At 59.6% G+C, this 26,228-nt stretch carries 26 protein-coding genes and 1 tRNA gene; 20 read left to right on the top strand and 7 right to left on the bottom strand.

All coding sequences use genetic code 11. The features are described from left to right. The first annotated feature begins 122 nt into the window (after positions 1 to 122). Both lpcA and HWW83_RS16580 read left to right on the top strand, forming a co-directional pair. Positions 123 to 704: a D-sedoheptulose 7-phosphate isomerase gene (gene lpcA / locus HWW83_RS16585; RefSeq protein WP_004930220.1), complete on the top strand. Its 582-nt coding sequence runs from the start codon at positions 123 to 125 to the stop codon at positions 702 to 704. A gap of 102 nt (positions 705 to 806) precedes the next feature. Continuing rightward, entirely contained in the window at positions 807 to 1,610 is an 804-nt protein-coding gene (locus tag HWW83_RS16580; protein ID WP_019454310.1) for a class II glutamine amidotransferase, read from the top strand. Here HWW83_RS16580 and dpaA read toward each other — a convergent pair. After that, on the bottom strand, positions 1,545 to 2,312 hold the full coding sequence (gene dpaA, locus HWW83_RS16575) for a peptidoglycan meso-diaminopimelic acid protein amidase (RefSeq protein ID WP_033641973.1): 768 nt from the start codon (positions 2,310 to 2,312) through the stop codon (positions 1,545 to 1,547). The genes HWW83_RS16580 and dpaA overlap by 66 nt on opposite strands. 552 nt (positions 2,313 to 2,864) lie before the next feature. Here dpaA and HWW83_RS16570 point away from each other — a divergent pair. Genes HWW83_RS16570 through nqrM form a run of 8 tightly spaced genes read left to right on the top strand, consistent with a single transcriptional unit; the run spans position 2,865 to position 9,974 of the window. Next, positions 2,865 to 4,214 carry a Na(+)-translocating NADH-quinone reductase subunit A gene (locus HWW83_RS16570; protein WP_042783737.1) on the top strand — a complete coding sequence of 450 codons (1,350 nt, stop codon included), beginning with the start codon at positions 2,865 to 2,867 and terminating at the stop codon, positions 4,212 to 4,214. 3 nt (positions 4,215 to 4,217) lie between these two features. Further along, positions 4,218 to 5,459: an NADH:ubiquinone reductase (Na(+)-transporting) subunit B gene (locus tag HWW83_RS16565; RefSeq protein WP_016928991.1), complete on the top strand. Its 1,242-nt coding sequence runs from the start codon at positions 4,218 to 4,220 to the stop codon at positions 5,457 to 5,459. Continuing rightward, a complete protein-coding gene (locus HWW83_RS16560; protein ID WP_033641975.1) occupies positions 5,449 to 6,243 on the top strand; it encodes a Na(+)-translocating NADH-quinone reductase subunit C in 795 nt (264 codons plus the stop codon). Before HWW83_RS16565 ends, HWW83_RS16560 begins: the two co-directional genes overlap by 11 nt. Continuing rightward, entirely contained in the window at positions 6,236 to 6,865 is a 630-nt protein-coding gene (locus tag HWW83_RS16555) for an NADH:ubiquinone reductase (Na(+)-transporting) subunit D (protein ID WP_004930232.1), read from the top strand. Before HWW83_RS16560 ends, HWW83_RS16555 begins: the two co-directional genes overlap by 8 nt. 6 nt (positions 6,866 to 6,871) lie before the next feature. After that, on the top strand, positions 6,872 to 7,468 hold the full coding sequence (nqrE, locus tag HWW83_RS16550; protein ID WP_004930235.1) for an NADH:ubiquinone reductase (Na(+)-transporting) subunit E: 597 nt from the start codon (positions 6,872 to 6,874) through the stop codon (positions 7,466 to 7,468). Positions 7,469 to 7,483: 15 nt separating this feature from the next. Beyond that, positions 7,484 to 8,707 carry an NADH:ubiquinone reductase (Na(+)-transporting) subunit F gene (nqrF, locus tag HWW83_RS16545; protein WP_033634097.1) on the top strand — a complete coding sequence of 408 codons (1,224 nt, stop codon included), beginning with the start codon at positions 7,484 to 7,486 and terminating at the stop codon, positions 8,705 to 8,707. Then, positions 8,708 to 9,739, top strand: a complete 1,032-nt coding sequence (locus HWW83_RS16540) for an FAD:protein FMN transferase (RefSeq protein ID WP_149542540.1) — start codon at positions 8,708 to 8,710, stop codon at positions 9,737 to 9,739. A gap of 7 nt (positions 9,740 to 9,746) precedes the next feature. Beyond that, positions 9,747 to 9,974 (top strand): (Na+)-NQR maturation NqrM, encoded by a 228-nt coding sequence (gene nqrM, locus HWW83_RS16535; protein WP_016928987.1) that lies wholly within the window; start codon positions 9,747 to 9,749, stop codon positions 9,972 to 9,974. 32 nt (positions 9,975 to 10,006) lie between these two features. Here the strand turns inward: nqrM and HWW83_RS16530 are convergent, their stop codons facing one another. Continuing rightward, complete coding sequence (locus HWW83_RS16530; protein ID WP_149542541.1) at positions 10,007 to 10,897, bottom strand: glycerophosphodiester phosphodiesterase family protein; 891 nt, start codon at positions 10,895 to 10,897, stop codon at positions 10,007 to 10,009. A gap of 183 nt (positions 10,898 to 11,080) precedes the next feature. On the opposite strand from HWW83_RS16530, the gene dinB reads away from it, so the two are divergent. Continuing rightward, a complete protein-coding gene (gene dinB / locus HWW83_RS16525; protein WP_033641978.1) occupies positions 11,081 to 12,142 on the top strand; it encodes a DNA polymerase IV in 1,062 nt (353 codons plus the stop codon). A 42-nt stretch (positions 12,143 to 12,184) separates the two neighbouring features. On the opposite strand, the gene pepD is transcribed toward dinB, so the two are convergent. Further along, entirely contained in the window at positions 12,185 to 13,645 is a 1,461-nt protein-coding gene (pepD, locus tag HWW83_RS16520; RefSeq protein ID WP_042783741.1) for a beta-Ala-His dipeptidase, read from the bottom strand. 338 nt (positions 13,646 to 13,983) lie between these two features. On the opposite strand from pepD, the gene gpt reads away from it, so the two are divergent. The 8 genes from gpt (at position 13,984) to HWW83_RS16480 (ending at position 20,830) form a co-directional block, all read left to right on the top strand. Then, positions 13,984 to 14,442, top strand: coding sequence for a xanthine phosphoribosyltransferase (gene gpt / locus HWW83_RS16515; RefSeq protein WP_025301674.1), 459 nt, complete (start codon positions 13,984 to 13,986; stop codon positions 14,440 to 14,442). A gap of 141 nt (positions 14,443 to 14,583) precedes the next feature. Beyond that, positions 14,584 to 15,831, top strand: a complete 1,248-nt coding sequence (frsA, locus tag HWW83_RS16510; RefSeq protein ID WP_176589431.1) for an esterase FrsA — start codon at positions 14,584 to 14,586, stop codon at positions 15,829 to 15,831. Positions 15,832 to 15,891: 60 nt separating this feature from the next. Continuing rightward, positions 15,892 to 16,293, top strand: coding sequence for a sigma factor-binding protein Crl (gene crl / locus HWW83_RS16505; protein ID WP_033641981.1), 402 nt, complete (start codon positions 15,892 to 15,894; stop codon positions 16,291 to 16,293). 239 nt (positions 16,294 to 16,532) lie between these two features. Continuing rightward, on the top strand, positions 16,533 to 17,636 hold the full coding sequence (gene proB / locus HWW83_RS16500) for a glutamate 5-kinase (RefSeq protein WP_033651028.1): 1,104 nt from the start codon (positions 16,533 to 16,535) through the stop codon (positions 17,634 to 17,636). A gap of 9 nt (positions 17,637 to 17,645) precedes the next feature. Further along, positions 17,646 to 18,899 carry a glutamate-5-semialdehyde dehydrogenase gene (gene proA, locus HWW83_RS16495; protein WP_176589430.1) on the top strand — a complete coding sequence of 418 codons (1,254 nt, stop codon included), beginning with the start codon at positions 17,646 to 17,648 and terminating at the stop codon, positions 18,897 to 18,899. Positions 18,900 to 19,089: 190 nt separating this feature from the next. Beyond that, a tRNA-Thr gene (locus tag HWW83_RS16490) sits at positions 19,090 to 19,165 on the top strand. A 262-nt stretch (positions 19,166 to 19,427) separates the two neighbouring features. Continuing rightward, complete coding sequence (locus tag HWW83_RS16485; RefSeq protein WP_089196618.1) at positions 19,428 to 20,207, top strand: alpha/beta hydrolase; 780 nt, start codon at positions 19,428 to 19,430, stop codon at positions 20,205 to 20,207. A 404-nt stretch (positions 20,208 to 20,611) separates the two neighbouring features. After that, positions 20,612 to 20,830: a TM2 domain-containing protein gene (locus HWW83_RS16480; protein WP_033641985.1), complete on the top strand. Its 219-nt coding sequence runs from the start codon at positions 20,612 to 20,614 to the stop codon at positions 20,828 to 20,830. Positions 20,831 to 20,880: 50 nt separating this feature from the next. On the opposite strand, the gene HWW83_RS16475 is transcribed toward HWW83_RS16480, so the two are convergent. Beyond that, on the bottom strand, positions 20,881 to 21,414 hold the full coding sequence (locus HWW83_RS16475; RefSeq protein WP_122016489.1) for a hypothetical protein: 534 nt from the start codon (positions 21,412 to 21,414) through the stop codon (positions 20,881 to 20,883). Between the two features lie 502 nt (positions 21,415 to 21,916). Between HWW83_RS16475 and HWW83_RS16470 the strand changes: the two genes are divergently transcribed. Next, positions 21,917 to 23,014 (top strand): hypothetical protein, encoded by a 1,098-nt coding sequence (locus HWW83_RS16470; protein WP_122016488.1) that lies wholly within the window; start codon positions 21,917 to 21,919, stop codon positions 23,012 to 23,014. A 3-nt stretch (positions 23,015 to 23,017) separates the two neighbouring features. Here the strand turns inward: HWW83_RS16470 and HWW83_RS16465 are convergent, their stop codons facing one another. The 3 genes from HWW83_RS16465 to HWW83_RS16455 are packed head-to-tail and all read right to left on the bottom strand — an operon-like array spanning position 23,018 to position 26,197. After that, positions 23,018 to 23,722 carry a hypothetical protein gene (locus tag HWW83_RS16465; RefSeq protein WP_047572518.1) on the bottom strand — a complete coding sequence of 235 codons (705 nt, stop codon included), beginning with the start codon at positions 23,720 to 23,722 and terminating at the stop codon, positions 23,018 to 23,020. 16 nt (positions 23,723 to 23,738) lie between these two features. Next, entirely contained in the window at positions 23,739 to 24,914 is a 1,176-nt protein-coding gene (locus HWW83_RS16460) for a hypothetical protein (protein ID WP_176589429.1), read from the bottom strand. Continuing rightward, on the bottom strand, positions 24,911 to 26,197 hold the full coding sequence (locus HWW83_RS16455) for a hypothetical protein (RefSeq protein ID WP_176589428.1): 1,287 nt from the start codon (positions 26,195 to 26,197) through the stop codon (positions 24,911 to 24,913). Before HWW83_RS16455 ends, HWW83_RS16460 begins: the two co-directional genes overlap by 4 nt. Positions 26,198 to 26,228 lie beyond the last annotated feature (31 nt).

The following is a 26,228-nucleotide window of genomic DNA, read 5'->3' as shown; positions in this document are numbered from 1 at the left end:
CAATCATCAAAAACCTCTCCGCTTCCTTAACCGGCGCGCTGTTTGGCTGAGAATGCTTCTCGCTGTTTCCGCGATCCGGTACACTGCGGAGCGGAAGATTTGACGATAACAAGAGGTTCCTCATGTACCACGACCTTATTCGCAGTGAACTGAACGAAGCGGCTGATACCCTGGCGAAATTTATCAATGACGACGCCAACATCGACGCCATCCAACGCGCGGCGGTGCTGCTGGCGGACTCCTTCAAAGCCGGCGGTAAAGTGATCTCCTGCGGCAACGGCGGTTCCCATTGCGACGCGATGCATTTCGCCGAAGAGCTGACCGGCCGCTACCGTGAAAACCGCCCGGGCTACCCGGCGATTGCCATCTCGGACGTGAGCCATCTGTCCTGCGTCAGCAACGACTTCGGCTATGAGTATGTGTTCTCCCGCTATGTGGAAGCGGTGGGCCGCGAAGGCGACGTGCTGCTGGGTATTTCCACCTCCGGCAACTCCGGCAACATCATCAAGGCCATCGACGCGGCGCGCGCCAAGGGGATGAAAGTGATCACCCTGACCGGCAAGGACGGCGGCAAAATGGCGGGTTCCGCCGATGTGGAAATCCGTGTGCCGCACTTCGGCTACGCCGATCGCATTCAGGAAATCCACATCAAAGCGATTCACATCTTGATTCAGCTGATCGAAAAAGAGATGGTTAAGGCTTGATAGCCTTCGGGGGGCTGCGGCTCCCCCAGGAATAAGACAGCGGGCGCCGCATGCATGCCGCGCCCGCACAGCGTATGTCAGTGTGGTTAAGGAGTGCTGGCGATGTGTGAACTGCTCGGGATGAGCGCAAACGTACCGACCGATATCTGCTTCAGCTTTACCGGCCTGGTACAGCGCGGCGGCCGCACCGGGCCGCATAAGGATGGCTGGGGCATTACCTTCTATGAAGGGAACGGCTGCCGCACATTCAAGGATCCGCAGCCGAGCTTCAACTCGCCGATCGCCCGCCTGGTGCAGGACTATCCGATCAAGTCTTGCGCGGTGGTGTCCCATATTCGCCAGGCCAACCGCGGCGAAGTGGCGCTGGAAAACACCCATCCGTTCACCCGCGAACTGTGGGGCCGCAACTGGACCTACGCGCACAACGGCCAATTGAAAGGCTATCGCCAGCTGGATACCGGCACGTTTCGCCCGGTCGGCCAGACCGACAGCGAATACGCGTTTTGCTGGCTGCTGCATCAGCTGGCGTTGAAATACCCGCGCACCCCGAGCCAGTGGCCGGCGGTGTTCCGCTATATCGGCCTGTTGGCGAGCCAGCTGCGCAAGAAAGGGGTATTTAACATGCTGTTGTCGGACGGGCGCTTCGTGATGGCCTATTGCTCCACCAACCTGTATTGGATCACGCGCCGCGCGCCGTTCGGCAAGGCGACGCTACTGGATCAGGACGTGGAGATCGATTTTCAGCAGCAGACCACACCGAACGATGTGGTCACGGTGATCGCCACCCAACCGCTGACCGCCAACGAAACCTGGCACAAGATTGAGCCAGGCGAGTTCGCGTTATTTCACTTCGGTGAGCGGCTTGTTCTGAGCGAAGGGATTGGTGTTGGGCGTCGGGCTGGTTGACGCGTACTGCGTCATCTGGCCGCTGCTCATCAACGGTTGACCCAGCACATACTGGCCGTTGTCCACGGTCATCATCGGCGGCTGGTGGTTCTTCGCGAAGTAATCATAGCCCGGCTTCAGCTGGCGCCAGAAGGCGATATAGCTGGATGACGCATGGCGCTTCAGGTTCTGTTCGGTCATGCGGAACGGGTAGATGCTGATGTCGACGCGGCTTTGGCCATAGGCGAAGGCGGCTTCGACGTAGCGATAGATCTCATCCATATAGGTGTTGGTCATCGCGTAACAGCCGATCGATTTACATTCGCCGTGGATCATCAGATAAGCGCCGGAATAGCCCTGCGACTTATCGTAATCATTAGGGAAACCGATATTGATCGCCCGATAATACTTGCTGTCGGGTTTCAGATGGCGCGCGTCAACGCTATAAAAGCCTTCCGGACTTTTAAAGTCGCCTTCACGACGTTTAGGACCCAGCCCGCCGGAGAAATTACAGATCGGGAACGTATTGACCAAGCGGAATTCATTGCCCATTTTGGCATACAATTCCAGCTTGCGTTCCTCTTTGAAGATCTGAATATAGACCGGCGACCCCAATAATTGCTGTTTAACTACCGGCGCTTCGGGTACCTGCTCGCTGGCGCTGCAGGCCGTGATCATCGGCATAGAAACAAGCATCGCAAACAACAGCGCGATTTTGCTCATTATTATTCCTGCTTATATTTATCTGCCGGCGCAATGAGATTGGCCAGCGTGCCACTGATTATTGTTTTTACTGCTGCAAAACACCGCCAGATTACCAGCGCGTTTATTTTTAGCAATACGTGATATGTATAAAAAAACGACAAAGCTCGATAAAAGTGAAATGACCGGCAGATTTTAACGATAAGTAGTGAAAAACAGGCGAAATTTAATTGCGTTTGCTTGACACAAGTCACGACGGAACGCAGAACAATGTTGCGAACAATGTTAATATTCTCTCTTCAATTTAACGCGCTGTGGCGATTGAAGCGGCAGGAGTTATTGCATATAACCCGGCCGTTTTGATGGTTATTTGGCTACATGCCGTTAACACATCGACTGTCGCGCAAACAACGGAAGGGGGATTCAAGGGAATGCGCGTTACCCCAGTTTTTCACTGCGAGAAAGTTCATGTTGGGCGTGCCGTTGTGCGCACTGCCCGGCAATCCTGGCATCGTCAGCACCCGCCTCTGGGGCCGGTCAGACGTGTAAACCAAACTACATCGTATAAATCCTATGATTAAGATCAGAAAAGGGTTAGATCTGCCGATAGCCGGAGCCCCGGTTCAGGCGATCCAAGATGGCCCGAACATTCAGCATGTCGCCCTGCTTGGGGAAGAGTATGTCGGAATGCGTCCCTCCATGCTGGTGCAGGAAGGCGATACCGTTAAGAAAGGCCAGGCGTTGTTCGAAGATAAGAAAAACCCCGGGGTTTTCTTCACGGCTCCCGCCAGCGGCCGCATCGTCGCGATTAACCGCGGCGAGCGGCGCGTCTTGCAATCGGTGGTGATTGCGCTGGAAAACGGCGGCGACGATCAGCTCGAGTTTGCGCATTATCCGTTGGGTGAACTCAGCCAACTGCCGCGCGAACAGGTCGAAAGCGAACTGATCGCCAGCGGCCTGTGGACCGCGCTGCGCACCCGCCCGTTCAGCAAAACGCCAAGCCCCGGCAGCGAACCGCGCGCCATTTTCGTCACCGCGATGGATACCCAACCGTTGGCCGCAGATCCGCAAGTGATCATCGCCGAACAGCAGGCGGCGTTCAACGCCGGGCTGGTGGTCTTGGCGCGTCTGACGGCGGGTAAGGTACACGTATGCCACGCCGCCGGCGCCTCGGTTGGCCAGCAGAGCGGCCCGCAGATCGCCTACAGCGAATTTGCCGGCCCGCATCCTGCCGGGCTGGTGGGCACCCACATTCACTTCCTTGAACCGGTCAGCCTGAAGAAAACCGTTTGGCACATCGGTTACCAGGACGCGATCGCCATCGGCACCCTGTTCACCACCGGGAAGCTCGATACCCGCCGGGTCGTGGCGCTGGCCGGGCCGCAGGTGGCGCAGCCGACGCTGCTGCGCACCCGCCTGGGAGCCAGCCTCGATGAGCTGACCGCCGGCCGCCTGAAAGAGGGCGAGAACCGGGTGATCTCCGGTTCGGTGCTGAACGGTATGCAGGCCGCCGGGCCGAACGCCTGGCTGGGCCGTTTCCACTCGCAGGTGTCGGTGCTGGAAGAAGGGCGCGACAAAGAGCTGTTCGGCTGGATCGTGCCGTCGCCGAACAAGTTCTCCATTACCCGCACCACGCTGGGCCACTTCCTGAAAAACAAACTGTTCGCCTTCTCGACCACCACTAACGGCGGCGAACGCGCCATGGTGCCGATCGGCAACTATGAGCGGGTGATGCCGCTGGATATTTTGCCGACGCTGCTGCTGCGCGATTTGCTGGCGGGCGACAGCGACAGTGCGCAGGCGCTGGGCTGCCTGGAGCTGGACGAGGAAGATCTGGCGTTGTGCACCTTCGTTTGCCCCGGCAAGTATGAGTACGCGCCGGTGCTGCGCGAGGTGCTGACCAAGATTGAGCAGGAAGGATAACCGATGGGCCTGAAGAATTATTTTGAGAAGATAGAGCATCACTTCACGCCGGGCGGCAAACTGGAAAAGTGGTACCCGCTGTATGAAGCGACCACCACGGTGTTTTATACCCCCGGCACGGTGACGCGCGGCGCTTCGCACGTGCGCGACGCCATCGATTTGAAACGCATGATGATCCTGGTGTGGCTGGCGGTGTTCCCGGCGATGTTCTGGGGCATGTACAACGTCGGCCAGCAGGCGATCCCGGCGCTGCACCATCTGTACAGCGGCGACGCGCTGCAACAGGTGCTGGCGGGCGACTGGCATTATCGCCTGGCGCAGTGGCTCGGCGCCTCGCTGGCGGCCGACGCCGGCTGGGTCAGCAAGATGGTGCTGGGCGCCTGTTACTTCCTGCCGATCTACGCCGTGGTGTTCGTCGTCGGCGGCTTCTGGGAAGTGCTGTTCGCCATTATCCGCAAGCATGAGGTCAACGAAGGCTTCTTCGTCACTTCTATCCTGTTCGCGCTGATCGTGCCGCCGACCCTGCCGCTGTGGCAGGCCGCGCTGGGCATCACCTTCGGCGTGGTGGTGGCCAAAGAGATCTTCGGCGGCACCGGGCGCAACTTCCTCAACCCGGCGCTGGCCGGCCGCGCCTTCCTGTTCTTCGCCTATCCGGCGCAGATCTCCGGCGACTTGGTGTGGACCTCCGCGGACGGTTTCTCCGGCGCGACGCCGCTGGCGCAGTGGAGCGCAGGCGGGGCGCACAGCCTGAGCAACGTGGCCACCGGCCAGTCCATCAGTTGGCTGGACGCCTTCCTCGGCAACATTCCCGGCTCCATCGGTGAAGTCTCCACGCTGATGATCCTGATCGGCGGGGCGATTATCCTGTTCGGCCGCGTGGCCTCCTGGCGCATCGTCGCCGGCGTGATGCTCGGCATGGTGGCTTCCGCCCTGTTGTTCAACGCCATCGGTTCGGACACCAATCCGATGTTTGCCATGCCGTGGTACTGGCATCTGGTGCTGGGCGGCTTCGCCTTCGGCATGATCTTTATGGCGACCGACCCGGTTTCCGCCTCCTTCACCAACAAGGGGAAATGGTGGTACGGCATTCTGATCGGCGTGATGTGCGTGCTGATCCGGGTGGTCAACCCCGCCTATCCGGAAGGCATGATGCTGGCGATCCTGTTCGCCAACCTGTTCGCGCCGCTGTTCGATTACCTGGTGGTGCAGGCCAACATCAAGCGGAGAAAAGCCCGTGGCGAATGAAGCGAAAAACGACGGCATCGGTAAAACGCTGCTGGTAGTGCTGCTGCTGTGTCTGGTGTGTTCAGTGGTGGTGGCGGGCTCCGCCGTCGGCCTGAAGTCCAAACAGCAGGAGCAAAAGCTGCTCGACAAGCAGCGCAATATTCTCGACGTAGCCGGCCTGTTGCAGCCGAAAATGGAGAGCGAGCAGGTCAAGCGCCTGTACAGCGAGCGCATCGAACCGCGCCTGGTGGATCTGAACAGCGGCGAATTTGTCGCCGGCAAGGCGGCGGCGTTCGATCTGGGCGCCGCGCTGCGCGACGACGCCAAAAGCGTGGCGTTGCCCGCGGGCGACGATCCGGCTGGCATCAAGCGCCGCAGCAACCAGGCGGAAATCTACCTGGTGCGCGATGAAAGCGGCCAGGTGAACAAGATTGTGTTGCCGGTATACGGCACCGGTCTGTGGTCGATGATGTACGCCTTCGTGGCATTGGATAACGACGGCAACACGGTCAAGGGCATCACTTACTACGACCAGGGGGAAACGCCGGGGCTGGGCGGTGAGGTCGAGAACCCGTCCTGGCGCCAGCAGTGGGTCGGCAAGCAGCTGTTCGACGACAACGGCCAGCCGGCGATCCGCGTGGTGAAAGGCGGCGCGCGTCAGGGGGACGTACACGGGGTGGATGGCCTGTCCGGCGCCACGCTGACCTCCAACGGCGTGCAGCATACGTTTGATTTCTGGTTGGGCGAGCACGGCTTCGGCCCGTTCCTGAAAAAAGTTCGTGAAGGAGCGTTGAAAAATGGCTGATTCCAAAGAGATAAAGCGGGTCCTGCTGGGGCCGCTGTTCGACAATAACCCGATCGCCCTGCAGGTGCTGGGCGTCTGTTCGGCGCTGGCGGTGACCACCAAGCTGGAAACGGCGGTGGTGATGACCATTGCGGTGACGCTGGTGACCGCGTTCTCCAGCTTCTTCATCTCGCTGATCCGTCATCATATTCCCAACAGCGTGCGCATCATCGTGCAGATGGCGATCATCGCCTCGCTGGTGATCGTGGTCGATCAGCTGTTGCGCGCCTATGCGTTCGAGATCTCCAAGCAGCTGTCGGTGTTCGTTGGCCTTATCATCACCAACTGCATCGTGATGGGGCGCGCCGAGGCCTACGCCATGAAGTCGCCGCCGATCGAGAGCTTTATGGACGGCATCGGCAACGGGCTGGGTTACGGGGTGATCCTGGTGCTGGTCGGTTTCCTGCGCGAGCTGATTGGCTCCGGCAAGCTGTTCGGCGTTCCGGTGCTGGAAACGGTGCAGAACGGCGGCTGGTATCAGCCGAACGGCCTGTTCCTGCTGGCGCCGAGCGCGTTCTTCATCATCGGCCTGCTGATCTGGGTGCTGCGCACCCTGAAGCCGGCGCAGATCGAAAAGGAGTAAAGGCCGATGGAACACTATATCAGCCTGTTTGTGCGCGCGGTGTTCGTCGAGAACATGGCGCTGGCGTTCTTCCTCGGGATGTGTACCTTCCTGGCGGTGTCGAAGAAGGTGTCGACCGCCTTTGGCCTGGGCATCGCGGTGACCATCGTGCTCGGCATTTCGGTGCCGGTGAATAACCTGGTCTACAACCTGATCCTGCGCGACGGCGCGCTGGTGGAGGGCGTCGATCTGAGCTTCCTCAACTTCATCACCTTCATCGGCGTGATTGCGGCGCTGGTGCAGATTTTGGAGATGATCCTCGATCGCTTCTTCCCGTCGCTGTATAACGCGCTCGGCATCTTCCTGCCGCTCATCACCGTGAACTGCGCCATCTTCGGCGGCGTGTCCTTCATGGTGCAGCGCGACTACAACTTCGCCGAATCGGTGGTGTACGGCTTTGGTTCCGGCACCGGCTGGATGCTGGCGATCGTCGCCATGGCGGGGATCCGCGAAAAACTCAAGTATGCCAACGTGCCGGCAGGGCTGCGCGGTCTGGGCATTACCTTTATCACCACCGGACTGATGGCGCTGGGCTTCATGTCCTTCTCCGGTGTTCAGTTGTAAAGGCGGGAAGAATTTATGGAAATTATTTTAGGCGTAGCGATGTTCACCGCCATCGTGATGGTGCTGGTGTTGCTGATCCTGTTCGCCAAATCGAAGCTGGTGAACACCGGCGACATCGCGGTGGAAATCAATGGCGATCTGGATAAAAGCTTCCATGCGCCTGCGGGCGACAAGCTGCTCAACGTGCTCTCCAGCCAGGGGATCTTCGTCTCCTCGGCCTGCGGCGGCGGCGGCTCCTGCGGCCAGTGCCGGGTGGTGATCAAAGAGGGCGGCGGCGATATCCTGCCGACCGAGCTCTCGCACATCAACAAGCGCGAAGCGAAAGAAGGGTGCCGCCTGGCGTGCCAGGTGAACGTGAAGCAGAACCTGAAGATCGAGCTGCCGGAAGAGATCTTCGGCGTGAAGAAATGGGAGTGCGAGGTTATCTCCAACGATAACAAAGCCACCTTTATCAAAGAGCTGAAGCTGAAGATCCCCGATGGCGAAGACGTGCCGTTCCGCGCGGGCGGTTTCATCCAGATCGAAGCGCCGGCGCACGACATCAGTTACGCCGACTTCGACGTGCCGCAGGAGTATCGCGGCGACTGGGACAAGTTCAACCTGTTCCGCTACCGTTCGACGGTGAACGACACCACGGTGCGCGCCTACTCGATGGCCAACTACCCGGAAGAGAAGGGCATCATCATGCTCAACGTGCGTATCGCCACGCCGCCGCCGAACAATCCGGACGTGCCGCCGGGCATCATGTCTTCCTATATCTGGTCGCTGAAGCCGGGCGACAAGGTGACCATCTCCGGGCCGTTCGGCGAGTTCTTCGCCAAGGACACCGACGCCGAAATGATCTTTATCGGCGGCGGCGCGGGCATGGCGCCGATGCGTTCGCACATCTTCGATCAGCTCAAGCGTTTGAACTCGAAACGCAAGATCACCTTCTGGTACGGCGCGCGTTCGCTGCGCGAGATGTTCTATGAAGACGACTTCAACCAGCTGCAGGCGGAGAACGAAAACTTCACCTGGCACGTGGCGCTGTCGGATCCGCAGCCGGAAGATAACTGGACCGGCTACACCGGCTTTATCCATAATGTTCTGCTGGAGAACTACCTGAAGAACCACCCGGCGCCGGAGGACTGCGAGTTTTACATGTGCGGGCCGCCGATGATGAACGCCGCGGTGATCAAGATGCTCAAAGATCTGGGCGTCGAAGACGAAAACATCATGCTGGATGACTTTGGTGGCTAAATGCGCGCATTGGCGATGAAGAACTGGCTGACGGGCGTGGCGCTGAGCGCCACCCTGCTGCTGACCGGCTGCGGGCCGGAACAGGTGGACCTGACGGGTAAAACCATGGGCACCTCGTATTCGATCCGTTACGTGACCGGCGAAGATACGCCGTCGGCGCGCGAGATGCAGGCGGAGATCGACAAACGGCTGGAGCAGGTGAACGATCAGATGTCCACCTACCGGCCGGACTCCGAACTGAGCCGCTTCAACGCCAGCCGCGACATTGACCGGCCGTTCCCGGTTTCGCCGGCCACCGCTGAGGTGGTGCGCGAAGCGCTGCGCATCAACCGCGTCACCGACGGCGCGCTGGACGTGACCGTCGGGCCGCTGGTCAACCTGTGGGGCTTCGGCCCGGAAGGGCGGCCGGATAAAGTGCCGAGCGAGGCGGAGCTGGCGCAGCGCCGCGCCTGGACCGGGGCCGACAAACTGTCGGTGCAGGGCAGCGCGCTGGTGAAAAGCATCCCCGAGCTGTATGTCGACCTGTCGTCGATCGCCAAAGGATACGGCGTGGACGTGGTGGCGGAGTACCTGCAATCGCAACACGTGCAAAACTACATGGTGGATATCGGCGGGGAGGTGCGCACGCGTGGGCATAACGGCGAGCAAAAGCCGTGGCGCATCGCCATCGAGCGCCCGACCGCCGGTACGCAGCAGCAGGCGCAGCTGGTGATCCAGCCGGGGGAGATGTCGATCGCCACCTCGGGTGACTATCGCAACTACTTCGAGCAGGACGGAGTGCGCTATTCGCACACCATCGATCCGGTCACCGGCAGGCCAATTCACCACCGTTTGGTGTCGATCACCGTGCTGAGCCCGACCTGCATGACCGCCGACGGCCTGTCCACCGGCCTGAACGTGATGGGGCCGGAGCGCGGCCTGGCGCTGGCTAACCTGCTCGGCATCCCGGTGTTCATGATCGTGAAAACCGCCGACGGGTTTGAGGAGCGTTATTCAGACGCGTTCAAGCCCTATCTGAAAAAGCGTTCGTGAGGTTGCTATGTTGACGGTATTCGCCGCTACCTTCGTGTTGTTTCTGCTGATCGTCGGCGGGATGTCGCTGGGTTACGTGTTCAAACGCAAAAGCCTGCAGGGCAGCTGCGGCGGCATCACCGCGCTGGGCATGGAGAAAGTCTGCGACTGCCCGGAGCCGTGCGATGCGCGCAAAAAACGCGAAGCCAAAGCGGCGCAGAGGCGCGAGCAGTTGGAAAAGCACCGCATTCTTTAGCTGTAGCGCAAACCCGGCCTTGGCCGGGTTTTTTATTTCGCCTTGCGGAAGCTTTTCGCCTCGGCCGGGGAGTTAACCATCACGCCGTCGGCGCCCAGCGCCAGCGCCTGCTGATATTCCTGCGGCGAGTTGACGCCGAACAGAATGATGTGCGCCGGGCCCTGCGAGCGGAAACAGTCTATCGACTCTTTATCCCAGGTCAGAAACGCCTTAGAACGCCCTTCGCCGAGGGTATATTTCTCCACCACTTCCACCTCGCGCTTCAGCTCCAGTCCGTACCAGCGCTGCTGGCGGTTGTCCGGTTTGACGTCGCACTGGTGCGCCATGGTGATATTGGCCAGCAGCGTGCGGGTTTCGTCGCGGCTTTCAAAGCGCGGGATGGCCGGTGGCAGCGCCTGCAGGTATTTGGCGTCGGTAGAGTAGACGCGGGTGCGATTCAGGCTGTCGGTGCTTTCCAGCGTCGCCAGCAGCGCCTGGCCAAACTGCGTCGGATCGGCGTCCGGGGATTTGATGTCCAGATAAAAGGTGACGTGCGGAAACGCTTTAAGCACGTCGTCGAGCCGTGGAATGCCGATACCCTGGCCGCGAAACGGGTGCGCATCACCCTTGGCGAAGGCCCAACCGGCGTCGGTCTCGGCCAACTGGGCGGCGGTATAGGCAGAAACCGGGCCCTGCCGGTTGGTCAGCGCTTTTAGGTCCGAGGGGCGATACAGCACGATGACGCCGTCTTTGGATGCTTGCAGGGTGATCCAGATGGCGTCGGCGCCGTTTTTCAGCGCGGTTTCGATGGCGATGCGGGTGTTCTCCGGCGCATCGGCGGTGCCGCCGCGGTGGGCGACGATCGCCGGCGCATGACCGGCGCTGGCCGCCAGCGCGCTCAGCGACAGTGCGGAAGCCAGCAGCAAATAAGAAAATCTGATCATGTAGGGTACCTTGTCGTTATCGTTGTGGTGAGCCGCACGGGATGGCAGAAATCATACTATTGAAAAATTAAGCTTTTTTAACAACGCGGAAATATCTGGCGGAAACGGTGCTTTCGTCGAATCCTTCGGCCTTGAGCTTTCGGTATCTGACTGTATACTTATACAGTGTTACTGGAGGGTGCGATGCGTAAAATCATTCATGTCGATATGGACTGCTTCTTCGCGGCGGTGGAAATGCGCGACGATCCCAGCCTGCGCGATATCCCGCTGGCGATTGGCGGCAGCGCCGATCGCCGCGGGGTGATCAGCACCGCCAACTATCCGGCGCGGCGCTATGGCGTACACAGCGCCATGTCCACGGCGATGGCGCTCAAGCTGTGTCCGCATCTCACCCTGCTGCCGGGGCGCATGGCGGCCTATAAAGAGGCTTCGCTGCACATCCGCGAAATCTTCGCCCGCTATACCCCGTTGATCGAGCCGCTGTCGCTCGATGAAGCCTATCTCGACGTGACCGACAGCCCGCAATGCAACGGCTCGGCGACGCTGATCGCCCAGGAAATCCGTCAAGCGATTGCCGACGAGCTGAACCTCACCGCGTCGGCCGGCGTCGCGCCGATCAAGTTTCTCGCCAAAATCGCCTCCGAGATGAACAAGCCGAACGGGCAATACGTGATCACGCCGGCGCAGGTGCCGGCGTTTTTGCAGCAACTGCCGCTCAGCAAGATCCCCGGCGTCGGCAAGGTGACCGCCAAACGGCTGGAGGAAGTGGGGCTCATCACCTGCGCCGACGTGCAGCAATACGATTTGGCGCAGCTGCTCAAGCGCTTCGGCAAGTTTGGCCGGGTGTTGTGGGAGCGGTGTCAGGGCATCGATCGGCGCGAAATCTCGGCGGAGCGGCTGCGTAAATCGGTGGGGGTGGAGCGCACGCTGGCGGAAGACATTCACGACTGGGAAGACTGCGAAACGCTGATTATCGACAAACTCTATCCCGAGCTGGAGATGCGGCTGCGCAAGGTAAAGCCGGATCTGCACATCGCCCGGCAGGGCGTGAAGCTGAAGTTTCAGGATTTTCAGCAAACCACCCAGGAGCACGTCTTCCCGGTGTTGAACCGGCAGGATTTGCTGGAGGTGGCGCGGCAGGCGTGGCGCGAGCGGCGTGAAGGGCGCGGCGTGCGGCTGGTGGGGTTGCATGTGACGCTGCTCGATCCGCAGCTGGAGCGGCAGCTGGCGCTGCCTTGGGAATAAAAAAGCCGGCGAGTCGCCGGCTTTTTGCGTTAAGCGCGCAGATTACGCGCGCTCAGGGATCGCTTTCAGCAGCGAGGTCAGCAGCTTCCAGTACAGACCGACGCTTTCGATATGCACTTGCTCATCCGGCGAGTGCGGGCCGGTGATGGTTGGCCCGATCGATACCATGTCCATGTTTGGATACGGCTTTTTGAACAGACCGCATTCCAGACCGGCGTGGATCACCATGATGTTCGGCGTCTTGTTGAACAGCTCCTGATACAGCTCGCGCACCAGGTGCATCACCGGCGAGTCGGCGTCCGGCTGCCAGCCCGGGTAGCCCCCCTTCGGCGCCACCTTGGCGCCGGCCAGCTGGCCCAGCGCGGTCAGCATCTCGACAACGTAATCTTTGCCGCTGTCGATCAGGGAGCGGATCAGGCAGATGATTTCCGCTTCGTTTTCGCTGGTGGTGACTACGCCGACGTTCAGCGAGGTTTCCACCACGCCTTTGACCGCGTCGCTCATGCGGATCACGCCGTTCGGCGTGCCGTTCAGCAGCGCCAGGAAGCGTTGCTGGCTGTCGGCGCTCAGCGCCTGCGAAGCGCTGGTGGTCGGCTCCAGCAGCACCGTGATGTTCTTCTCTTTGGCGGAGAGTTCGTTCTGCAGCACGGCCAGGAACTCTTGGCTCAGCGCTTTCAGCGCGTCGGCTTTTTCTGCCGGCACCGCTACCACCGCGGAGGCTTCACGCGGGATGGCGTTGCGCAGGGTGCCGCCGTTCAGGTCCAGCACGCGCAGGTTCAGCGCCTCCGCATGGGCGAACAGGAAGCGCGCCAGCAGTTTGTTGGCGTTGCCCAGCCCGACGTGGATCTCGGCGCCGGAATGGCCGCCTTTCAGGCCCTTGAGAGTCAGCTTCAGGGTTTGGTAACCGGCCGGCACCGCTTCGCGCTGCAGCGGCAGGGTGGTGATGAAGTCGATACCGCCGGCGCAACCCATGTAGATTTCGCCTTCTTCTTCGGAATCGGTATTGATCAGGATGTCCGCCTGCAGCCAGTTCGGCTGCAGCCCGAAGGCGCCGTCCATCCCCGCTTCTTCGGTCATGGTCAGCAGGACTTCCAGCGGGCCATGCTCAACGCTGTCGTCGGCCAGCACCGCCAGGGCGGAGGCCATGCCGATGCCGTTATCGGCGCCCAGCGTGGTGCCGCGCGCTTTCACCCACTCGCCGGCGATATAAGGCTGGATCGGATCCTTGGCGAAGTCGTGCACGGTGTCGTTATTCTTTTGCGGCACCATGTCCAGGTGCGCTTGCAGCGCCACCGGCTTGCGATTTTCCATGCCTTTGGTGGCCGGTTTGCGCAGCAGAATATTGCCGACCTGATCGCGCTCGGCGTGCAGGTTCTTTTCTTTGGCCCAGGTGAGGATGTGCTGCGCCAGCGCTTCTTCATGATAAGAAGGGTGTGGGATAGAACAGATCTTGGCGAAAATATCCCACAGCGGCTGTGGCGAAAGCTGAGACAATTCAGACACTATAAGTCTCCTGTGACGGCAGGCTCCGACAGGACGGGCGTGCCGCGCGGTTAAGGTGAGTGGGCATCTGTGCGTCGTGGCACGATCATCAGAGAATATCACTTTATTTCCGGCGGTGCGCGCCCCGTATTGTGCGGTTTAAGCGCTTGATCACACGGCTTCGCTGCGGGAACGTTCGTTTTTTCAGCATCAATCACCGGAAAGCTGCGCGGCGGAAATCACGAGGTTTTCCTCGGTACAGCTGGAATTCAATGCGGCCAGTCTCTATAATCTCGCGCAACCTTTTTTCCCCTGAACTATAAAATAAGCCGCTTCACCGCCGGCTGGGACACGATTCTATGAGCGAAAAATACGTTGTTACCTGGGATATGCTGCAAATGCACGCACGCAAGCTGGCGCACCGCCTGCTGCCTGCCGACAAATGGACAGGCATCATTGCCGTAAGCCGCGGCGGTCTGGTACCGGCGGGCCTGCTGGCGCGCGAACTGGGCATCCGCTATGTGGATACCGTCTGCATTTCCAGCTATGACCATGACAACCAACGCGAAATGAAAGTGCTCAAGCGCGCCGAAGGCGACGGTGAAGGCTTCATCGTGGTGGACGATCTGGTGGATACGGGCGGCACCGCGAAAGCGATCCGCGATATGTACCCGAAAGCGCATTTCGTCACCATCTTCGCCAAACCGGCGGGCCGTCCGCTGGTGGACGACTATGAGGTCGACATCCCGCAGGATACCTGGATCGAACAGCCGTGGGACATGGGCGTCAGCTTCGTTCCCCCGATCGGCGGCCGCTAAGCCTAGCCAGTTCTAAGTCAGCGCCCGGTTATGCCGGGCGTTTGCGTTATCTTGGTTTATCCCGCCAGAGTTAGGTACACTACCTCCAGTTAAGTAGGCCTTTTGCGGCCTATCGCCAGATTTACGGAGGCTGTTGTTACCATGGCACAGGCCAACCTTTCTGAAATTCTTTTCAAGCCCAAATTCAAACACCCCGAAACCTCGACGCTGGTGCTGCGTGCGCGTAACAAAGTGAGCGCCGCCATGCATTCCGCATTGGAAGGCGACACCACCGGCAGCTGGTACCGCATGCTGAATCCGCTGCTGTGGGCCTGGCGCGGCGTCAGCCCGATCGAAATCCACGAAGTGCTGGCGCGCATCGCCGCCTCCGACGCCGAGCGCAGCAACTCGCAGCGGCTGGATACCGTGGTGGGCTACCGCAACGGCAACTGGATCTACGAGTGGATCCATCAGGGCATGCAGTGGCAGCAGCGGGCGACGGAGCAGCAGGATCCGCTGCTCGGCGGCGAATACTGGCTGAAGGCCGCGAGCCTGTACAGCATCGCCGGTTACCCGCACCTGAAGGGCGACGAGCTGGCCGAACAGGCGGAGATGCTCGCCAACCGCGCTTACGAAGAGGCGGCGCTGCTTCTGCCGTATCAGCTGAAAGAGCTGGAGTTTCGCATTGAAGGCGGCGCCAGCGTCACCGGCTTCCTGCACATGCCGGAGAAGGGCGAAGCGCCGTTCCCGACGGTGCTGATGTGCGGCAGCCTCGACACGCTGCAGACCGACTACCACCGCCTGTTCCGCGACTACCTGGCGCCGTACGGCATCGCCATGCTGACGCTCGACATGCCGTCAATCGGTTCTTCGTGCAAATGGAAGCTGACGCAGGACTCCAGCTACCTGCACCAGCAGGTGCTGATCCAGCTGGCCTCGGTGCCGTGGGTGGATCATCAGCGGGTGAGCGCCTTCGGCTTCCGCTTCGGCGCCAATGTGGCGGTGCGGCTGGCTTATCTGGAGCCGCAGCGGCTGCGCGGCGTAGCCTGCCTGGGGCCGGTGGTGCATCGCCTGCTGTGTGACAGCAGCACCCAGCTGAACGTGCCGGACATGTATATGGACGTGCTGGCCAGCCGCATGGGCATGGCCAACGCTTCCGACAACGTGCTGAAGGTGGAGCTGAACAGCTACTCGCTGAAAATGCAGGGGCTGCTGGGGCGCCGTTGCCCGACGCCGATGATCTCCGGCTACTGGGAGCGCGATACGCTCAGCCCGAAAGAGGAGTCGCAGCTGATCGTCACCTCCTCGGTGAGCGGCAAGCTGGTCGCCATCCCGCGCACCCCGGTTTACGACAGCTTCCACCGGGCGCTGCTGCAGATGTCCGGTTGGCTGAGGGACAAAATGCGTTAATTAGTTGCTAAATTTTAACAGTTTGTTAAAAAGAGTGGTCTACATTGAGGAGGTTAGAGAATGACGTTACCGAGTGGTCACCCTAAAAGCCGACTAATGAAACGTTTTGCCAGCTTGGGGCCGTACCTGCGTGAAGGGCAATGTGAAAACGACCGTTTTTTCTTTGATTGTTTGGCCGTCTGCGTCAATGTAAAGCCCGCTCCGGAGAAGCGCGAGTTCTGGGGCTGGTGGATGGAGCTGCAGGCGGAAGAGGCGCGCTTCACCTATTCCTACCAATTCGGCCTGTTCGACAAGGAAGGCGACTGGACGGCGCAAAACATTAAGGATGATGAAGTGAGCGCCAAGCTGGAAGACACCCTGCGCGACTTCCATCGCCGCCTGGGCGAGCTGCTGGCGACCATGGAACTGGGGCTGGAACCCGCCGACGATTTCAAAGAAAAACTGATCAAACTCTCCGCCTGACCCCGTTTGACCACGTATTGTGCTGATTTCGCGTTGTGCCTGTTGGCATAACGCGTCTCTCCTGTTACAAAGACCTTTGCACCCTTATTCTCATCATACCCTATAGCTTTCGAGTTGCGGCTAGGCGGCAAGCGCGGGAATCCCCAGGAGCTTACTGAGGTAAGTGACTGGGGTGAGTGCGTGCAGCCAACAACGCTGCGGCTTGAAAGATGACGGGTATATTACACGGCAGAAATACTATGAACGGCAGCCAGACATTGGTTGTGAAATTGGGCACCAGCGTGTTGACCGGCGGATCGCTGCGTCTGAACCGCGCCCACATCGTCGAATTGGTGCGCCAGTGCGCGCAGCAACACGCAGCGGGCCACCGCATTGTCATCGTCACCTCCGGCGCCATCGCCGCCGGGCGCGAACACCTGGGCTACCCCGAGCTGCCCGCCACCATCGCCTCCAAGCAGCTGCTGGCGGCGGTGGGGCAGAGCCGGCTGATCCAGCTATGGGAACAGCTGTTCTCCATTTACGGCATCCACGTCGGGCAGATGCTGCTGACGCGCGCCGATCTGGAAGACCGCGAGCGCTTCCTCAACGCGCGCGACACCATGACGGCGCTGCTGGACAACCGCATCGTGCCGGTAATCAATGAGAACGACGCCGTCGCCACCGCCGAAATCAAGGTGGGCGACAACGATAACCTGTCGGCGCTGGCGGCCATTCTGGCCGGGGCCGACAAACTGCTGCTGCTGACCGATCAGCAGGGCCTCTACACCGCCGATCCGCGCAACAACCCGCAGGCCGAACTGATCCGTGAAGTGCACGGCATTGACGACGCGCTGCGCGCCATCGCCGGCGACAGCGTCTCCGGTCTGGGCACCGGCGGCATGGGCACCAAGCTGCAGGCGGCCGACGTGGCCTGCCGCGCCGGCATCGACGTAGTGATCGCCGCGGGCAGCAAGCCGGGCGTGGTGGCGGACGTGATCGAAGGCAAACCGGTGGGCACCCGTTTCCACGCGCTGGAAACCCCGCTGGAAAACCGCAAGCGCTGGATCTTCGGCGCGCCGCCGGCCGGTGAAATCACCGTCGACGACGGTGCGGTAGAAGCGATGATGGCGCGCGGCAGCTCGCTGCTGCCGAAAGGCATCCGCGAAGTGAAGGGCGACTTCTCGCGCGGCGAAGTGATCCGCATCCGCAACCAGGCGGGGCGCGATCTGGCGCACGGCGTCAGCCGCTACAACAGCGACGCGATGCGTATGATCGCCGGGCACCACTCGCAGGAAATCAGCGAAATCCTCGGTTATGAATACGGTCCGGTGGCAGTGCACCGCGACGATATGATTGTCAGTTAAGGAGTGAGCATGCTGGAGCAGATGGGGAAGGCCGCCAAGCAGGCCTCCTGGCAGCTGGCGGTGCTGAGCACGGCGAAGAAGAATCAGGTGCTGTCGGTGATGGCCGACAGGTTGGAAGCCAACAGTGAAGCGATCCTGCTGGCGAACGAACAAGACATGGTGCAGGCGCGCGCCACCGGCATGAGCGAAGCGCTGCTCGATCGCCTGTTGCTGACCCCGGCGCGGCTGGCGGCGATCGCCAACGACGTGCGCCAGGTGTGCCGCCTGAACGATCCGGTCGGCCACGTGCTGGACGGCAACCTGCTGGACAGCGGGCTGAAGCTGGAGCGCCGGCGGGTGCCGCTCGGCGTGATCGGCGTGATTTACGAGGCGCGGCCGAACGTCACCATCGACGTCGCCAGCCTGTGCCTGAAAACCGGCAACGCGGTGATCCTGCGCGGCGGTAAAGAGACGCACAACACCAACCAGGCGACGGTGAAAGTGATCCAGCAGGCGCTGGAACAGTGCGGCCTGCCGGCGGCGGCGGTGCAGGCGATCGACAGCCCGGATCGTGCGCTGGTGAACGAACTGCTGCGCCTGGATCGCTATGTCGACATGCTGATCCCGCGCGGCGGCGCCGGCCTGCACAAGCTGTGCCGCGAGCAATCGACCATCCCGGTGATCACCGGCGGCATCGGCGTGTGCCATACCTATGTGGATGCCGACGTTGATTTCGACAAGGCGCTGACGGTGATTGAAAACGCCAAGATCCAGCGCCCGAGCGCCTGTAACTCGTTGGAGACGCTGCTGGTGAACCGCAGCATTGCCACCGAGTTCCTGCCGGCGCTGAGCGCCAAAATGGCGGCGGCGGGCGTGACGCTGCACGCGGCGGAAAACGCGCTGCCGCTGCTGCAGGGCGGCCCGGCGACGGTGGTGCCGGTGAACGCGGAGGATTACGACGACGAATGGTTGTCTCTGGATCTGAACGTGTTGCTGGTGGACGATATCGATCAGGCCATCGACCACATCCGCACCCACGGCACCAACCACTCCGACGCGATCCTCACCCGTTCGCTCAGCAGCGCAGAGCACTTCGTGCGCGCGGTGGACTCCTCGGCGGTGTACGTCAACGCCAGCACCCGCTTCACCGACGGCGGCCAGTTCGGTCTGGGCGCGGAAGTGGCGGTGAGCACCCAGAAACTGCATGCCCGGGGCCCGATGGGCCTGGACGCGCTGACCACCTACAAGTGGATTGGCTACGGCGACGATCTGGTGCGCAGCTAAGGCCGCATTGCGGTCATAAAGAGGTCAGGGCGCAGCATGCTGCGCCCTGATTGTTTTTGGAAAAGGGGGACTGCACGACAGTCTGGTTGCTTGCAAAACAACCAAACGCCCCGGCGGCTATTGACTCATTTCGCGCGCAGGTCTACCTTGTTCAACGCACTTCCGGCTTGCCCCGCAGGCCCGGCTCGATGCCGATATAGCTCAGTTGGTAGAGCAGCGCATTCGTAATGCGAAGGTCGTAGGTTCGACTCCTATTATCGGCACCATTTCAAGTTTCACTGCCTTCCTTAGTAAAAATACGCAGCACTGGCGTCTGCAACGCTTGCGGTTGATATTTCTGCTTATCGCTATGTGGCAATATGCTGCAAGGTATAATACAAACGTGTTTGTTTAATCATTCACACAACCAGCAAGCGTCGTAAGCAGAATAATACGTTGCTACGGTTGAACCTCACCGTCTTTTTTTATCTGGGAAAAGACATTATCGCCAATGTTAAATCACTGGCTTATTTATAAAGTGAGGTTGTTATGTGTGGATGTTTGATTTCAAGAACGAAGGACTTTAACTTTAATGGTCAACGTTATAGGGTTTTTATTGCTCATGACAAGCAAGCGCATGGCGATTTAAAAGCGCTTTACTTTCTCGATGCCAATACTCAATTCTCCAAGCTGACCGAACGCCATCAGAGTAGAAACAACGACAATATTCTTTATGTGGGCATCGGCTATCAGGATGGGGTGGATATACTAAAAGCAAGAACCCGCGACTATACGGTTCCCTCTGATGATAAAGAGTTTATTGACGGTGGCGGAGCGCCGGCATTTTATCAGTTTATCACCGCATGCGTTAAGCCCTGGGTTGAGTCACGCTACTCAATCAATACAGACAAACAAACGCTGGCAGGTCATTCACATGGCGGGCATTTTGTACTTTATACGCTGTTGAACCATCCTGACGCGTTTCAAAATTATCTGGCGGCCAGTCCATCGATCTGGTGGGGGAATGGGGCGTTGCTTCCTGATGGCAAGTTAACAATCGCTGAAAGCGTTAATAAAATAACCCTGATGATTGGCGAGTATGAGGAAAAGGTTCATCCGCAAAGTAATGAAACTGAAAGAGGGCGGGTGACCAGAATTAATGCAACACCCAAATTGCGAGTCAGGCATCTGGCAAAAAAACTGATCGAAGATGAGCAACGCTGTGATTTTATTTTCTGCTCAGGGCGTCGTCACCAAGGGGTCATCAAGGATTATGCACTGATGGCGAATGCGATTGCGGCGCATAATACTCAACGTGATGGGCTTTAGCGTCGTGATATAATCATTTTTTGAACACCTGCAAGTGAGCTGCTATTAATCGTCTGCAGGCATTCACCAGGGAAACTAAAAATTAGAACGATATGCCGATATCAGGCAATGAAAATCTGTTTTAACCTTATCTCTTACAATGACCGCTATGCCGACGAGATCCTGGCTGCGTGCGTGTTTTTTTGAGCCGAAACCGAGTATCTGTAGCCTCGCTTCCCCTGCTTCCCGCAGCTTACCCTTTCGCCGGTTAAACAACCGTTTAATTAATCGCTGTTATAATTACCCCTGTTGAGCCTTGATGGATGAATGTTTTCCTCCTCAAGCATTGCGATGCGGCGCTCTGCGGAGCGGCATCCGTTTTTGGACATGCCGGTGGTTCGGTGAGAAGTTAGGAGAAGTGAACTATGAGCAGAAAAGACAAGCTCGCGGCGGCCCTGTTGGCCATCTTCCTGGGCGGACTGGGCATTCACAAGTTTTACCTGGGGATGAAGTGGTGGGGGCTGTTCTACCTGCTGTTCTGCTGGACGGGGATCCCATCGATTGTCGGCTTTATCGAAGGCATTATTTATCTGTTTCAATCGGAAGAGAAGTTCAACCAGAAATACAATCCTGGTCTGATTTAAGGCTTTTCTGACGGCGCTTCCTGTTGCGGGAAGCGCCGTTTTTCATTCCGCTACTGTTTCTTCATCATCATCTTGCCGCGCATCTCTTTGCTCATCATTTTATTCGAGCTGGAGATCACGCAGTTATATTGCTTGCCTTGGTTAATGATCATAAAGGTGCTGACCGGATTTTTAAAATCCTTGTCGATGGTGAAGTAAATATAGGCCTGCGGTAGTGCAGCCGGTTTAAAGGCGCCGAAAGCATAGATATCCGCCAGGCCCAGCGCAGAGAGATCGACCGTCAGCTCCATGGGTTTCATGGAATCCGGCGATGGGAATATCGACTTGGCCGACATCATCATGGTGCTGCTGTTGATGGTGTAATCGGTTTTGACCTTCATGCCGATATATTTCGATTCCGGCATGGAAAGTTCTTTTTGGCAGGCGGCGTCGTGCTGCGGCGCCGGGCTGCCGTTTTCCATCACGGCGTGCACGTGTTCCAGCATCACTTCCGCGTTGCCGGTGGTAGGTTGTGCATCGGCCGCGTAAGCCGCGCCGCTGAAGGCGGCTACAGAGGTAAGGATAATGCCCGTAACGATTTTCATTGTCGGTCTCCGGAATGCTAATAATGATATTAATTGCGGTGTGTAGCCTATTGGCCTGATAAAACGCAAAGTGACCCGTTCCGTGGAGATAAAATATCCTCGGAATATTGCTGGAAAAGAGTTTTTCTTCCTCGCGGTAAGCAAGGTGGTGTTAATTTTTTAAGCGCCTGTCTGATTTTTTATTCGGTATTTTTTCCTGCATATAAATAGTATGTCTAAACATAGTCAATGTTTAGAATATGTACAAATCATTGCGATTTTTTTCCTCGTTACGCTTTCTGTTTCTTAATCGAGTAATAAATATTTATTGAGATACAGAGGGTTATGTTTTTATGTTGGAATCACGCAGTGAAGCATTATTTATGTGATCTTCATAGTCACAGAAATAACGCTGAAATTATTACCTTTCTATTTAACGGCTAATTATTCATGGCATAGGCTTCAACCCCACTAACCGCCTGAGCTAGAATCAGGCGGTTTTCTCTTCGAAAAGGATATCGCCATGGCCGCCTGGGCGCTTTTGATCGTCGGTTGGTTATTGATTTGGCAGGATCACTCGGTTTGGGGTGTGCTGTGCATCGCGCTGTTTGCCGTGCTGCAATGGGCGAAGCGCGCCGCTAAAAGCGGGCAAGAACCCGAAGAGGCGACAGAGTGGCGTAAGACCGACTGGCTTTCGCAGCCGATTGAGATGGCGCACGCCGGCGACAGCGACCGGCAGATTGGCGGCGTGGGGGAACTGGGCATGGGCGGCCCCAGCTTTTGGACGCTGCTGCTGCGCGACGGGGCGATTGTGCATGGCGCCTGTGCCGCGCCGCAGGACGTGGACGATGGCAAGCTGCGCCTGATACCGACCCGCAGCCGCGAGGGAGAGGAGCTGACGGTATACGAGCCCGCCGCCCGGGCGATGTATGCGCTGCCTGCGTTGACCGATCGCGAGCTGGGAGCCTTGGCCGCCGGTTCCGTTGAGGCGTTGGTGCGGCTGCGGGCGACGTGTCGGCAGGTGGAAGCCACGCCGTTGCACCTTGTGCGCGGTCTGTGGGTGCCGCAGTGGGTAGCGGATCCGGCGGATCGGCTGGAGATCACGTTGCCCAGCGGCCGCGTGCTGGCGGCGCGCGCGATGTTGCCGGCGGATCTGCGCCAGGCGGACGATCCTGCCGCGCTGCTGCACACGCCGCCTTATGAACTGTTGTTGGATAACAGGCCGACCGATCGCTTCGTGCGCGATCTCGAACGCGTGGCGGAATCCCCGTCGGGTGACGGTTTGAGCGTCGGCGGCTGCCAGTTCCGCGGCGAGCATATCGTCGATGGCCTATACCATCTCTACTTCGCCGGCGAGTGGTTCAGCCTGCTCTCTTATGCGCATAAACCGGCGGGCGGGCGCGGTTCGGACACCACCTTTTTCGTCGAGCGGGTCGAGCCGCAAGACGGCGGGGTGTTTGTGATTGAATGGGATGCCTACAGCGTGGGGCCAGGCGGGCGTGAGCCGCGCGTGCCGGCCCCGCCGGTATTGGTTATCGCGGTAAGTTGGCAGGAAACGCCGCTGCAGTTGCCAACGGCCAACAACCGCGTGACCGTGCGTTTGCCCAACGCCACGGCGTAAGGCTTAGGGCAGCACCCTGACTTCGCCGTCGTGCAAGGTCAGCACCGCGATCGGGCTGCCGGAGAAGCACTCCCTAAAGATCCAGTCGCTGGGCCGAAACGCCGCCGCAGGCAGCCCGGCCTGCCACTCCTCCCACTGCGGGGCCGGCCGATCCGGCGGCAACAAGAAGGTGACCAGCCAACCGGCTTCGCAGTGCACCCTTTGGCCGCTCGGGCGGGTAAAGGTGTGCGCGCTCGCCAGCTCCATCACCGGCGGTAAAACCTCGAAGGCGATGATCGGCACGCCGGCTACGCTCTGTGGCTGAGGAAAACGCACGGCGGTCACGCCGTTCATCGTGATAGGGCTGTCTTCGGTGCCGGGCAGGCGTGGATCCTGGCGGTTTACCCAACTGCCTTTCGGCAGCGTCGTTTCACCGAACGGCTTTGCCTCGTCGAGCGTCAGGTAGCTGCGTTGATTCCAACGATCTTCCGCCCGCTGGCTCTTGATGTCCTGGATGGCAATGTCGATCAGCATCAGCGCGCACGCCACCGGGTAGACCGCCAGCGCCGAGGCCAGCAGATAGCCGCCCCAGGAGAGCGGCGGTCGCGGTCGGCCGCAGCGGGCGGCGATGTAGCGCCGGCCCCACCAGGCGATCAGGATGCCGGCGAGCAGCAGGGCCAACAACAGCGCCAGCAATCCTGCGGCGCCGGCGCCATAGCCTAACAGCATGGCAAGTTCCTTCTGTTCATGGCGTAGTGGAACGATAGCGAACGAAGTAGGGCAGTGGCGGGGTCTTCCCGTCATCGCCATAGTGGCTTTCCGGTTCGATCACGGTTTGGCGTGCGTCGTCGCGCCCGTTGTAGCGGTACTCCAACGGCTGTCGGTAGCGCACGTCGGATGAGCGCAGATCGAAAATCAGCGAAAGGCGCGCATCGCCGTTATCCGTTTGGGCGACCAGCTTGTCGTTGCCCGCCCACAGCTGATACAGCGATTTATCGCCGTTTTCCAACAGCACCGCCAACTGCCCGTCGGATTGATAACGCAGAAGCTGATACAGCCCTCTGTCCAGCGTTTGGGCGATCAGGTAGATGCCGCCATCCGGGGCCTGCGCGCTTTCCTTGACGCGCACCGTTAGCCAATGCAGTTCGACCACCTCGCCGGTTTTGCCGTTAACGGCAATGTGCAAGGCGCCGGAACCGAGCACCGGGTTCATCCAAAACAGCACGAGATCGCCATCAACGGCGGTAAAGATCTCGGGCATGGATTTGCGCTTACCGGAGGCGTAAGCCGTCGGTGACTCCTCCTCGCCGCGCTCAAAGCCCAGCAGCTGTCGCTCATCCAACAGCGCCGGCAGATCCAGCGTCTGCCGCCAATGGGCGCCAAAGTCCGGGCTGTAGAATACGCCTTCGGTGCTGATGAAATACAGCGCGCGCTTTCCCGACAGCGCCGCCAGTTTGCCGCCGATAAAGGAAGGCAGATTGTCGTCGCCCTCTGGCCAGGGGATCAGCGCCCCGATGGTGCCCCGTTGCACATCGACCAGCCGGCGCCCTTTGGACAGAAAAAGCACGCACTCCTGCTCGACGCAAACCGCATCGTAGATTGATTCGTCGAGTTGCCCCAGCATCTGCAACCCCTTCGGGCCGGTGAATAACACCTGGCTGAGATAGTTGGCCGCCCAGCCGTAGAAGCTGTTGTAGGCGCTGGTCTCACTTCTTTTGCTGATGAGCAGCAGAGCGCCGTTCTGCGCCGGGTAGCTGTGGATGAGATCGTAACGGGCTATTGTCGGCAACGCCTCGTCGCTCTGGGTCCATTGCCACTGCGCATAGCGTTGTTCAGGGGCGAGGAAATAGACGCCCAGCGCGCTGGCCAAAAACAGCGTCAGGATAATAAGGGGTCTTTTATAAAGCGCTAGCGTCATCATTTCAGCTCCGTCACCTGTTCCTGCCGCCATAGCCTGCGGCGCAGATTGCGCAGGTATTTGAACGTCTTAAACGTGCGGTGCTGTTCAAAAGCGTAGAGGCGGCAGATCTGGGCGAAGCCCTCGATCAGCAGCGCCAGGCCGCTGACCATCAGCATCATCAGCAGCAGAATCGGCGGCAACTCACTGCCGAGGCGCTTCAGGGTCCAGGCATCCAGGTAAAAGCCCGCTGGGGTATCGGCGTTATCCCACACGATCAGACCGAGCATCAAACACATCATGATCGCGCCCAGGATGAAAACGACACGCGCGCTCAGGTTAAGGCCGGCTTCGGTGAAGTAGCGATTGCCGCCGATGAGATAGGTTTGGTGGTCGCGATGATTGATGATCCCACGTACCGTAGGCAACTCGGGGACGGTGTCGTTCTCGCAGTACAACACCTGCAGCGGATCGCCCTTAGCGATGAAAAGCGGATGCTGCCGACGAAATACCGGATGCAGTTTGGTCGTGGGGACGTTGAGCGCGCGGGTCGTCACCGCGAAGTGCGTCTCGTTCTGACGCCACGCGTAAGTGTCCAAATACTGCACCTGCCGCGGGATCTCATAGTGGCGAAGTTCGTAGCTCAGGGCGTTGACCGTCTCGATGCCGGAGGCCTCGACGCCGTCCGGGAGCGGAGGCGCGGTCTGCAGCGGTGCGGCCGCCGGCACGGCGTCTGTGCGGACGGCCCGGTATTTGATGCCGGGGATTTTCAGGCTGAGCGAATCGGGCGGTGTGACGTCTTGCCCCAGCAGCACGCGATCCAGCGCCCTGAGCAGGCGCCTGCGGCCGCGATGCCCGATCAGCAAGAGCTCTGAACCGACGAACAGCACCATGCCGATGCCGATGAGGCCGGCGATGATGGCGATAAAGAACAGGACAATGGTCAGCCAGGAGTCTTCCCGGTCCATGATGAAAAAGGCGGCCGGGAAGCCACCGGCCAGCGCCGCGCCCAGCACCAGCAGGGCGAAATATTTCAGCTTGTATTTCAGCGTTCTGTCGGGTTCCAGCCGGCCTTTTGTCCCGTGCAGCAGCCAGTGCAGCCAGTAGCTGCCGTCTTGCAGGCGGTGGGCGCCGATCTTCACCCGATCGCCGGCGGCGAGCGTGGCCAGCAGATTTTCGCTGTCGCTGAAGTCGTCACGGTAAAAAAAGAACGTCTGGCCGGAGGCGATGATCCTCACCAGGTTGTCGGGCGCCGTCTGCTGGCAGGCGCATTGTTCGACGGTCACATTAAAAAATTGGGTTTGCATGTCATTCCCTGTCAGCGGGCGTGGCCCGAAA

Source organism: Serratia ureilytica (genome assembly GCF_013375155.1).
GTDB classification, from domain to species: Bacteria; Pseudomonadota; Gammaproteobacteria; order Enterobacterales; family Enterobacteriaceae; genus Serratia; species Serratia ureilytica.
The sequence above is the reverse complement of the archived record's forward strand: the minus strand, read 5'-3'. Positions and strand labels throughout refer to the sequence as shown.

Excerpts from the sequence above, each read along its gene's own strand:
- nqrM (WP_016928987.1), top strand. The coding sequence starts at position 9,747 with ATGTTGACGGTATTCGCCGCTACCTTCGTGTTGTTTCTGCTGATCGTC.
- proA (WP_176589430.1), top strand. The coding sequence starts at position 17,646 with ATGCTGGAGCAGATGGGGAAGGCCGCCAAGCAGGCCTCCTGGCAGCTG.
- lpcA (WP_004930220.1), top strand. The coding sequence starts at position 123 with ATGTACCACGACCTTATTCGCAGTGAACTGAACGAAGCGGCTGATACC.
- HWW83_RS16485 (WP_089196618.1), top strand. The coding sequence starts at position 19,428 with ATGTGTGGATGTTTGATTTCAAGAACGAAGGACTTTAACTTTAATGGT.
- dpaA (WP_033641973.1), bottom strand. The coding sequence starts at position 2,312 with ATGAGCAAAATCGCGCTGTTGTTTGCGATGCTTGTTTCTATGCCGATG.
- proB (WP_033651028.1), top strand. The coding sequence starts at position 16,533 with ATGAACGGCAGCCAGACATTGGTTGTGAAATTGGGCACCAGCGTGTTG.
- HWW83_RS16470 (WP_122016488.1), top strand. The coding sequence starts at position 21,917 with ATGGCCGCCTGGGCGCTTTTGATCGTCGGTTGGTTATTGATTTGGCAG.
- HWW83_RS16455 (WP_176589428.1), bottom strand. The coding sequence starts at position 26,197 with ATGCAAACCCAATTTTTTAATGTGACCGTCGAACAATGCGCCTGCCAG.
- HWW83_RS16460 (WP_176589429.1), bottom strand. The coding sequence starts at position 24,914 with ATGATGACGCTAGCGCTTTATAAAAGACCCCTTATTATCCTGACGCTG.
- HWW83_RS16540 (WP_149542540.1), top strand. The coding sequence starts at position 8,708 with ATGCGCGCATTGGCGATGAAGAACTGGCTGACGGGCGTGGCGCTGAGC.
- nqrF (WP_033634097.1), top strand. The coding sequence starts at position 7,484 with ATGGAAATTATTTTAGGCGTAGCGATGTTCACCGCCATCGTGATGGTG.
- dinB (WP_033641978.1), top strand. The coding sequence starts at position 11,081 with ATGCGTAAAATCATTCATGTCGATATGGACTGCTTCTTCGCGGCGGTG.
- nqrE (WP_004930235.1), top strand. The coding sequence starts at position 6,872 with ATGGAACACTATATCAGCCTGTTTGTGCGCGCGGTGTTCGTCGAGAAC.
- HWW83_RS16555 (WP_004930232.1), top strand. The coding sequence starts at position 6,236 with ATGGCTGATTCCAAAGAGATAAAGCGGGTCCTGCTGGGGCCGCTGTTC.
- gpt (WP_025301674.1), top strand. The coding sequence starts at position 13,984 with ATGAGCGAAAAATACGTTGTTACCTGGGATATGCTGCAAATGCACGCA.
- crl (WP_033641981.1), top strand. The coding sequence starts at position 15,892 with ATGACGTTACCGAGTGGTCACCCTAAAAGCCGACTAATGAAACGTTTT.
- HWW83_RS16565 (WP_016928991.1), top strand. The coding sequence starts at position 4,218 with ATGGGCCTGAAGAATTATTTTGAGAAGATAGAGCATCACTTCACGCCG.
- HWW83_RS16475 (WP_122016489.1), bottom strand. The coding sequence starts at position 21,414 with ATGAAAATCGTTACGGGCATTATCCTTACCTCTGTAGCCGCCTTCAGC.
- frsA (WP_176589431.1), top strand. The coding sequence starts at position 14,584 with ATGGCACAGGCCAACCTTTCTGAAATTCTTTTCAAGCCCAAATTCAAA.
- HWW83_RS16530 (WP_149542541.1), bottom strand. The coding sequence starts at position 10,897 with ATGATCAGATTTTCTTATTTGCTGCTGGCTTCCGCACTGTCGCTGAGC.
- HWW83_RS16570 (WP_042783737.1), top strand. The coding sequence starts at position 2,865 with ATGATTAAGATCAGAAAAGGGTTAGATCTGCCGATAGCCGGAGCCCCG.
- HWW83_RS16465 (WP_047572518.1), bottom strand. The coding sequence starts at position 23,722 with ATGCTGTTAGGCTATGGCGCCGGCGCCGCAGGATTGCTGGCGCTGTTG.
- HWW83_RS16480 (WP_033641985.1), top strand. The coding sequence starts at position 20,612 with ATGAGCAGAAAAGACAAGCTCGCGGCGGCCCTGTTGGCCATCTTCCTG.
- HWW83_RS16580 (WP_019454310.1), top strand. The coding sequence starts at position 807 with ATGTGTGAACTGCTCGGGATGAGCGCAAACGTACCGACCGATATCTGC.